Here is a 6,556-nt window from a genome sequence, read left to right on the forward strand (position 1 = left end):
ATTTTTATTTGATGTAGCGTGACGAACGAAATGGTGCTGTAGTGTACAAATCATCTCTTCGTTATCAAACAAAAGAATATTTACTCCTTCGCATGCCTCCTCTTTCGGTAAAAAGGATAAATAATTATGACAATACATACAATCATATAAAGAGTAATGAAGTGATTGCAATGCCTCTGTTAATAAGGAAAAGACAGAGTCAGGTAATTCCTCAAGCCATTCCGTATAGCTAAGGAGTAATTTTTTACGAATGCGTATCATTTCCCCATTTTGCAAATGGTGCTGTTCGTTGGCAATTTGTAATATATCTTGTTCATAGAAACGAGCTGGTAGCCAGTTGTTGTTATATAAAATTTCAAAGCCATCACCGGCAATATCTTCTAATAAAAATGCTTCCTCATTTTCATCATCAAAGAATACCCATTCATTGTTTATATATTCTACATTACCGACTGTATGAGCGCGAGGTTGGTTATATAAAATATGGTTACGTTGTATCATACACGATTTCTCCTTTATGAAAAGTAGTTATTTCTGTTATAGACAGTTCATGCGTTCTTTATAACTAGACACATCTACACATAGGTGGGCATACAATAAAACACGTTTTACTGAGTGAAGATGCTATTCCATATGTGGATAGTAGGTTATCGGCAATTTTTTTTATTTTTAAATCCGCACTCTTAGGGTGGGGATTACTGCACGTTCAAGAAAAGAAATAAGATGGAAGGATGATTTATATGTGCGGGATTACAGGATGGGTGGATTATAAACGCTCATTAGAAGGAGAACGGGACGTCGTTACGAAGATGGCTGAGACGTTAGCGAAGCGTGGTCCAGATGATAATAAAGTTTGGATTAAAGGCAATGTTGCATTTGGACATAAACGGTTAATCGTTGTTGATCCTGAAGGTGGGAAACAACCGATGACTTGTTTAAAAGGTGAAACGAATTATGCAATTTGCTATAACGGTGAACTGTATAATACGGAAGATATTCGAAAGGAACTATTAAGAAGGGGATATACGTTCAAAGGTCATTCTGATACGGAAGTGCTATTAGCGTCGTATATGGAATGGAAAGAAGAATGTGTCGATCATTTAAACGGTATATATGCGTTTGCCGTATGGGATGAACAGAAAGAACAAGTGTTTATCGCGCGTGATCGATTAGGTGTAAAACCACTATTTTATAAATATGATAGTGGGCGATTACTATTTGGTTCAGAGTTAAAAGCGATATTGGCGCACCCAGATGTGAAGGCGGAAGTGACGTTAGAAGGATTATCCGAAATATTCGGCCTTGGACCATCTAGAACGCCTGGTCACGGTATATATGCTGGTATAAAAGAATTACGTCCAGGTCATGCGATGACATTTTCAAAGAACGGTTTATGTATATGGAGATATTGGAATGTAGAAAGTAAAAAGCACAAAGACTCCTTTGAAGAAACAGTAGAGAAAACACGCTTTTTATTACAAGATGCGATTACAAGGCAGCTCGTTTCTGATGTACCACTGTGCACTTTTCTATCTGGTGGTGTAGATTCGAGTGCGATTACAGCAATTGCTGCGAAAGAATACGAAAGATCAGGAAAAGGGCAATTACACACATATTCGATTGATTATGAAGATAATGACAAATATTTTAAAGCGAATGCATTCCAGCCAAATTCAGATGCACCATTTATTCATTTGATGACGGAGACGTTTCAAACGATTCATCATCGATGCGTCATTTCAAATGAACAATTGGCGCAGTATTTAACAGAAGCTGTACTCGTTCGTGATTTGCCTGGTATGGCAGATATTGATTCGTCATTATTATGGTTTTGTCGTGAAATTAAACAAGATTTTGTCGTCGGTTTATCTGGGGAATGTGCAGATGAAATATTTGGTGGTTATCCGTGGTTTTATAGAGAAGATGATTTACAATCGAGTGCATTTCCGTGGATGCGTTCTACAGAAGCACGTGAACAATTGCTAAAGAAGGAATGGAGAAATAAATTAAATTTACAACAATATGTACAAAGGCGCTATGAAGAGTCCATTCAAGAAGTTCCTATTTTAGAGGGAGAAAGCCCAATTGAAGCAAAGAGAAGACAATTATTTTATTTAAATATGGTATGGTTTATGACAACATTATTAGACAGAAAAGACCGTATGAGTATGGGCGCAAGCTTAGAAGTACGCGTTCCATTTGCGGATCACCGACTTGTCGAATATGCGTGGAATATTCCTTGGGAAATGAAAATGTATAAAAATCGCGAAAAAGGTCTATTGCGTAAAGCACTAGAAGGATTACTTCCAAATGACATCTTATATAGAAAGAAGAGCCCGTATCCGAAAACGCATAATCCGCACTATACGAAAGCAGTAACGGTGTGGCTACAAGATTTATTAACGGATAAAGGCTCGATTTTACACGAACTATTTGATAAAGAACAGCTGAGCGGATTAATTGAGTCAGGCGGCAGCGCATTTCAAACACCTTGGTTCGGTCAATTAATGACTGGGCCTCAGCTTTTAGCTCATTTAGCGCAAATTCATGTTTGGTTTAAAGAATACGGGGTAAATATTAAAGAATAGAAGAAAAGCGACTTACTTTATATGTAAGTCGCTTTTTATTAAAAAAATTGTCATATAAAATTCAAAATCATATTATAAAAAATACTTATTTAGAATAATTATTTTGACGTACTTATTATTAGTTGTTATAATTGGAAACAAATGTTCTTGAAAAAGATTCTCATTTATAAAATTGAGGTGTTATATAGATGGCAAAGAAAAAAATAGGTTTACTCGTAATGGCATATGGAACGCCAGAATCATTAGAGGATGTAGAAGCGTACTACACACATATTCGCCACGGGCGCAAACCTTCTGAAGAAGCACTCCAAGATTTAATTGGGCGTTATAAAGCGATTGGCGGAATTTCACCACTTGCAAAAATTACGAAAGAGCAAGCGCATAAATTAACAGATTCAATGAATAATATATTTACAGAGTATGAATTTAATTGTTACTTAGGATTAAAACATATAGCCCCATTTATAGAAGATGCAGTAGAAGAGATGAAGCGTGATGGGATTGAGCAGGCGATTAGTATCGTATTAGCACCGCATTATTCTACATTTAGCATTAAAGCGTATAATGACCGTGCTATTCGTCTTTCGGAAGAAATTGGTGGTCCTGTTATTGAACCAATTGAACAATGGTATGATGAACCAAAATTTATTTCGTATTGGGCAGATCAAATAAAAGAAACATTTACAAAGATTGAAGATAAAGAGAAAGCAGTTGTCATTTTTTCTGCGCATAGTTTACCAGAGAAAATTATTGCGGCGGGTGATCCTTATGTGAAGCAATTGCAGCATACGGCGGATTTAATCGCAGCAGCTGCAAACATTCAAAATTATACAATAGGTTGGCAAAGTGCCGGAAATACACCTGATCCATGGATTGGACCGGATGTGCAAGATTTAACGAGAGATTTATTTGAGGAGCATAGATATGAATCTTTCATATATTGCCCAGTTGGCTTTGTCGCAGAGCATCTAGAAGTTTTATATGACAACGATTACGAGTGTAGAGTTGTAACGGATGAAATAAATGCTGCGTATTTTAGACCGAATATGCCAAATTCACAATCTATATTTATCGATTGCTTAACTGAAATTGTTTCCAAAAAAATGAAAGAAGTAGTTGACAAAGATTTAGTTTTGAATAATAATTAGATTATAATAATTTTAAATAAATAATAATTACTACGAAAGAAAGAGGAGGATCCCCCTAGATGAATCCAAATAATCGTTTAACAACAAACCAAGGTGCTCCGGTTGGAGACAACCAAAATTCTCGTACAGCTGGTCGCCGTGGACCGGTATTATTAGAAGACTATCATTTAGTAGAAAAATTGGCTCACTTTGATCGTGAACGTATTCCAGAGCGTGTTGTGCACGCACGTGGTGCAGGTGCTCATGGTGTATTCGTTACGAAAAATAGCATGAAGCAATATACGAAAGCAGCATTTTTACAAAATGAAGGAACTGAAACGCCTGTATTTGTTCGTTTTTCAACGGTTATTCATGGTCAAGGTTCTCCAGAAACAGCTCGTGATCCACGTGGGTTCGCTGTTAAATTTTATACAGAAGAAGGAAACTATGATATCGTAGGTAATCATTTACCGGTCTTCTTCATTCGTGATGCAATTAAATTCCCTGATATGGTGCATTCTTTAAAACCAGCACCTGATACAAATATTCAAACGCCAGATCGTTACTGGGATTTCATGACGTTAAGTCCAGAATCTACACATATGATGACATGGGTATTTTCTGATTACGGTACACCGGCGAGCTATCGTGAAATGGAAGGTTTCGGTGTACATTCATTTAAATGGATTAATGCAGAAGGTAAAATTGTCTACATTAAATATCACTGGAAACCACAGCAAGGTGTACGTAACTTAAGTGCAAAAGAAGTGCAAGAAGTACAAGGAAAAGACTTCAACCATGCAACTCGTGACTTATTCGATGCAATCGAAAAAGGAAATTATCCGAAGTGGGATTTACACGTACAAGTGATGCAACTAGAAGAAACGGATTCTTTAGATTTCGATCCGTTAGATCCAACGAAAGTTTGGCCAGAAGATCGTTTTCCATTAATGGAAGTAGGGACAATGACGTTAAATCGTAACCCGAAAAACTTCTTTGCTGAAGTAGAACAAGTGGCGTTCTCTCCAAGTGCAACTGTAAATGGTATTGAACCATCTGAAGATAAATTATTACAAGGTCGTTTATTCTCTTATCCAGATACACAGCGTTATCGCCTTGGTGCAAACTACTTACAAATTCCTGTAAACTGCCCATATGCAGCTGTTCATAACCAACAACGTGATGGTGCGATGCAAACCAATCAAAACCCATCTACAATCAACTACGAACCGAGCCGTCATGCTGAAAATCCAGTTGAAGACCCAGCTTACCGCGATTCAACTATGAAAGTAGAAGGCTATGTATCTCGTGAGAAAATTGACAAACCAAATGACTTCAAACAAGCAGGTGAGCGTTACCGTTCATTCTCTAAAGAAGAGCAAGACAACTTAATTGCAAACTTAACAAATGACTTAAAAGACGTAAATGAACGCACGAAATTACTAGCTGTTTGTAACTTCTTCCGTGCAGATCAAGAGTACGGTATGCGTTTAGCGCAATCATTAAATGTTGATATTACGCAATATGTAGGAAATGCTCCGAAATAAATTGGAAAAGACGACTGTTAAACGGTCGTCTTTTTTTGTGTAAAAGATATTTTACATGATGGGTAAAAGGTGTTATACTCTTGTCAAATAAGTTTTACATATAAGAGGTGTATTTTGATGGATGTTTTGATTTTTATTATTGCGTTAAGTGTCTTTTTATTTGTAGTGTTTGCTATTATAAAAATGTTTATAGCGATTGGGAAACAAGGTGATGAGCGTGCTGTATTTATAAAAAACAAAGCGATGGCTGAGACGTTTCAAATTGCAATGGGGCTAATGGTACTTGAGATGATCCCTTTTATTTATCATCGTTTTAATGAAACGGTAGGAACACCGTTTAATCCAGTTCGTTTTTTAGCTGTAATAGCGATTGCATTTCTTATTATATTAAGTTTGAATAAAAGTAAGTATGGTGATTCGTGAGTGACACGGGGTATTTTACTTTTAAGTCATGTCGAAATTTGCTGGTAAATCGATATCCTGTGTCGAAACGTCGATATATTGAAATAATCGCTGATATATTTGAAAAATCGTCGATATATCCGAAGAATCGCCGATATATTCTACCAAATACTAGATGGGGTATTTCGAGATGCGAATATAAACAATATGTAACGGTTCCCCTACATTCGATAAAGCTAAGCAGCCTGAGTTCTACAATAGATAGGAACTCAGGCCTTTTTATGCGAAAAATTTATGAAATCTTTTTGGGACAAAACTGAGGACGAGGAAAAGTGCGATTTCACCTAAAATAGCGACAATGATATTAAATAAGAAGGTGCGGAAATTTGTAGTGATATGATTAAGAATTGCGTATTTCCAATAGGATAAGCTCATGAAAATCACTCCCTGAGGCATTTTTTATAGTATATAAAATTTGTTTCGTAAAAGTGCATGTCTTAGTTTGTGATTTGTAAAAAAACAAAACGAATTCTCAATATAATCTCAATAATTGAGCAAGAATAATGTGGAATATATTACCTGTATACTTGCATAAGAATAGAAAAGTTCACAAAACCTTTTTCTGAATTAACATAAAATTTACAAAAAACTAATAAATTGTTGAAATAATGCAAATGAAAATATATACTCGATATATACTTTTTACAAAAAAAGGATGTGACAAAATGGATTACACGTTTACTTAGCTTGGATAGGATTGATTCAGTTTACAGACTCAAAAATAATGAAGTGAGGAGAAATGTACATGTTTCGATTTATGAAATCACCAATCGGTATAGCTGTTGGGGTAGCAGCAGTTATATTGGCGTCACCGAAAGCGAGAACGGGGTTA

At 36.0% G+C, this 6,556-nt stretch carries 5 protein-coding genes and 1 pseudogene; 5 read left to right on the forward strand and 1 reads right to left on the reverse strand.

Going from position 1 to position 6,556, the window contains the following annotated elements:
* Positions 1–501, reverse strand: a 501-nt coding sequence (locus tag MR083_RS25750) for a DUF2777 domain-containing protein (RefSeq protein ID WP_242270050.1), incomplete at its 3' end; no start/stop codon positions are given.
* Between the two features lie 239 nt (positions 502–740).
* Between MR083_RS25750 and asnB the strand changes: the two genes are divergently transcribed.
* From asnB to MR083_RS25775, 5 genes and pseudogenes are all read left to right on the forward strand, one after another.
* On the forward strand, positions 741–2,588 hold the full coding sequence (gene asnB, locus MR083_RS25755; protein ID WP_242270051.1) for an asparagine synthase (glutamine-hydrolyzing): 1,848 nt from the start codon (positions 741–743) through the stop codon (positions 2,586–2,588).
* A 188-nt stretch (positions 2,589–2,776) separates the two neighbouring features.
* Positions 2,777–3,736, forward strand: a complete 960-nt coding sequence (gene hemH / locus MR083_RS25760; protein WP_001075098.1) for a ferrochelatase — start codon at positions 2,777–2,779, stop codon at positions 3,734–3,736.
* 59 nt (positions 3,737–3,795) lie between these two features.
* Entirely contained in the window at positions 3,796–5,262 is a 1,467-nt protein-coding gene (gene katB / locus MR083_RS25765; RefSeq protein ID WP_046646733.1) for a catalase KatB, read from the forward strand.
* 117 nt (positions 5,263–5,379) lie between these two features.
* Positions 5,380–5,685: a hypothetical protein gene (locus tag MR083_RS25770; protein ID WP_000382768.1), complete on the forward strand. Its 306-nt coding sequence runs from the start codon at positions 5,380–5,382 to the stop codon at positions 5,683–5,685.
* 784 nt (positions 5,686–6,469) lie between these two features.
* Positions 6,470–6,556 (forward strand): annotated as a pseudogene (locus MR083_RS25775) (YtxH domain-containing protein); the annotation flags it as partial.

Source organism: Bacillus cereus group sp. BfR-BA-01408, assembly GCF_022663305.1.
GTDB classification, from domain to species: domain Bacteria; phylum Bacillota; class Bacilli; order Bacillales; family Bacillaceae_G; genus Bacillus_A; species Bacillus_A pacificus.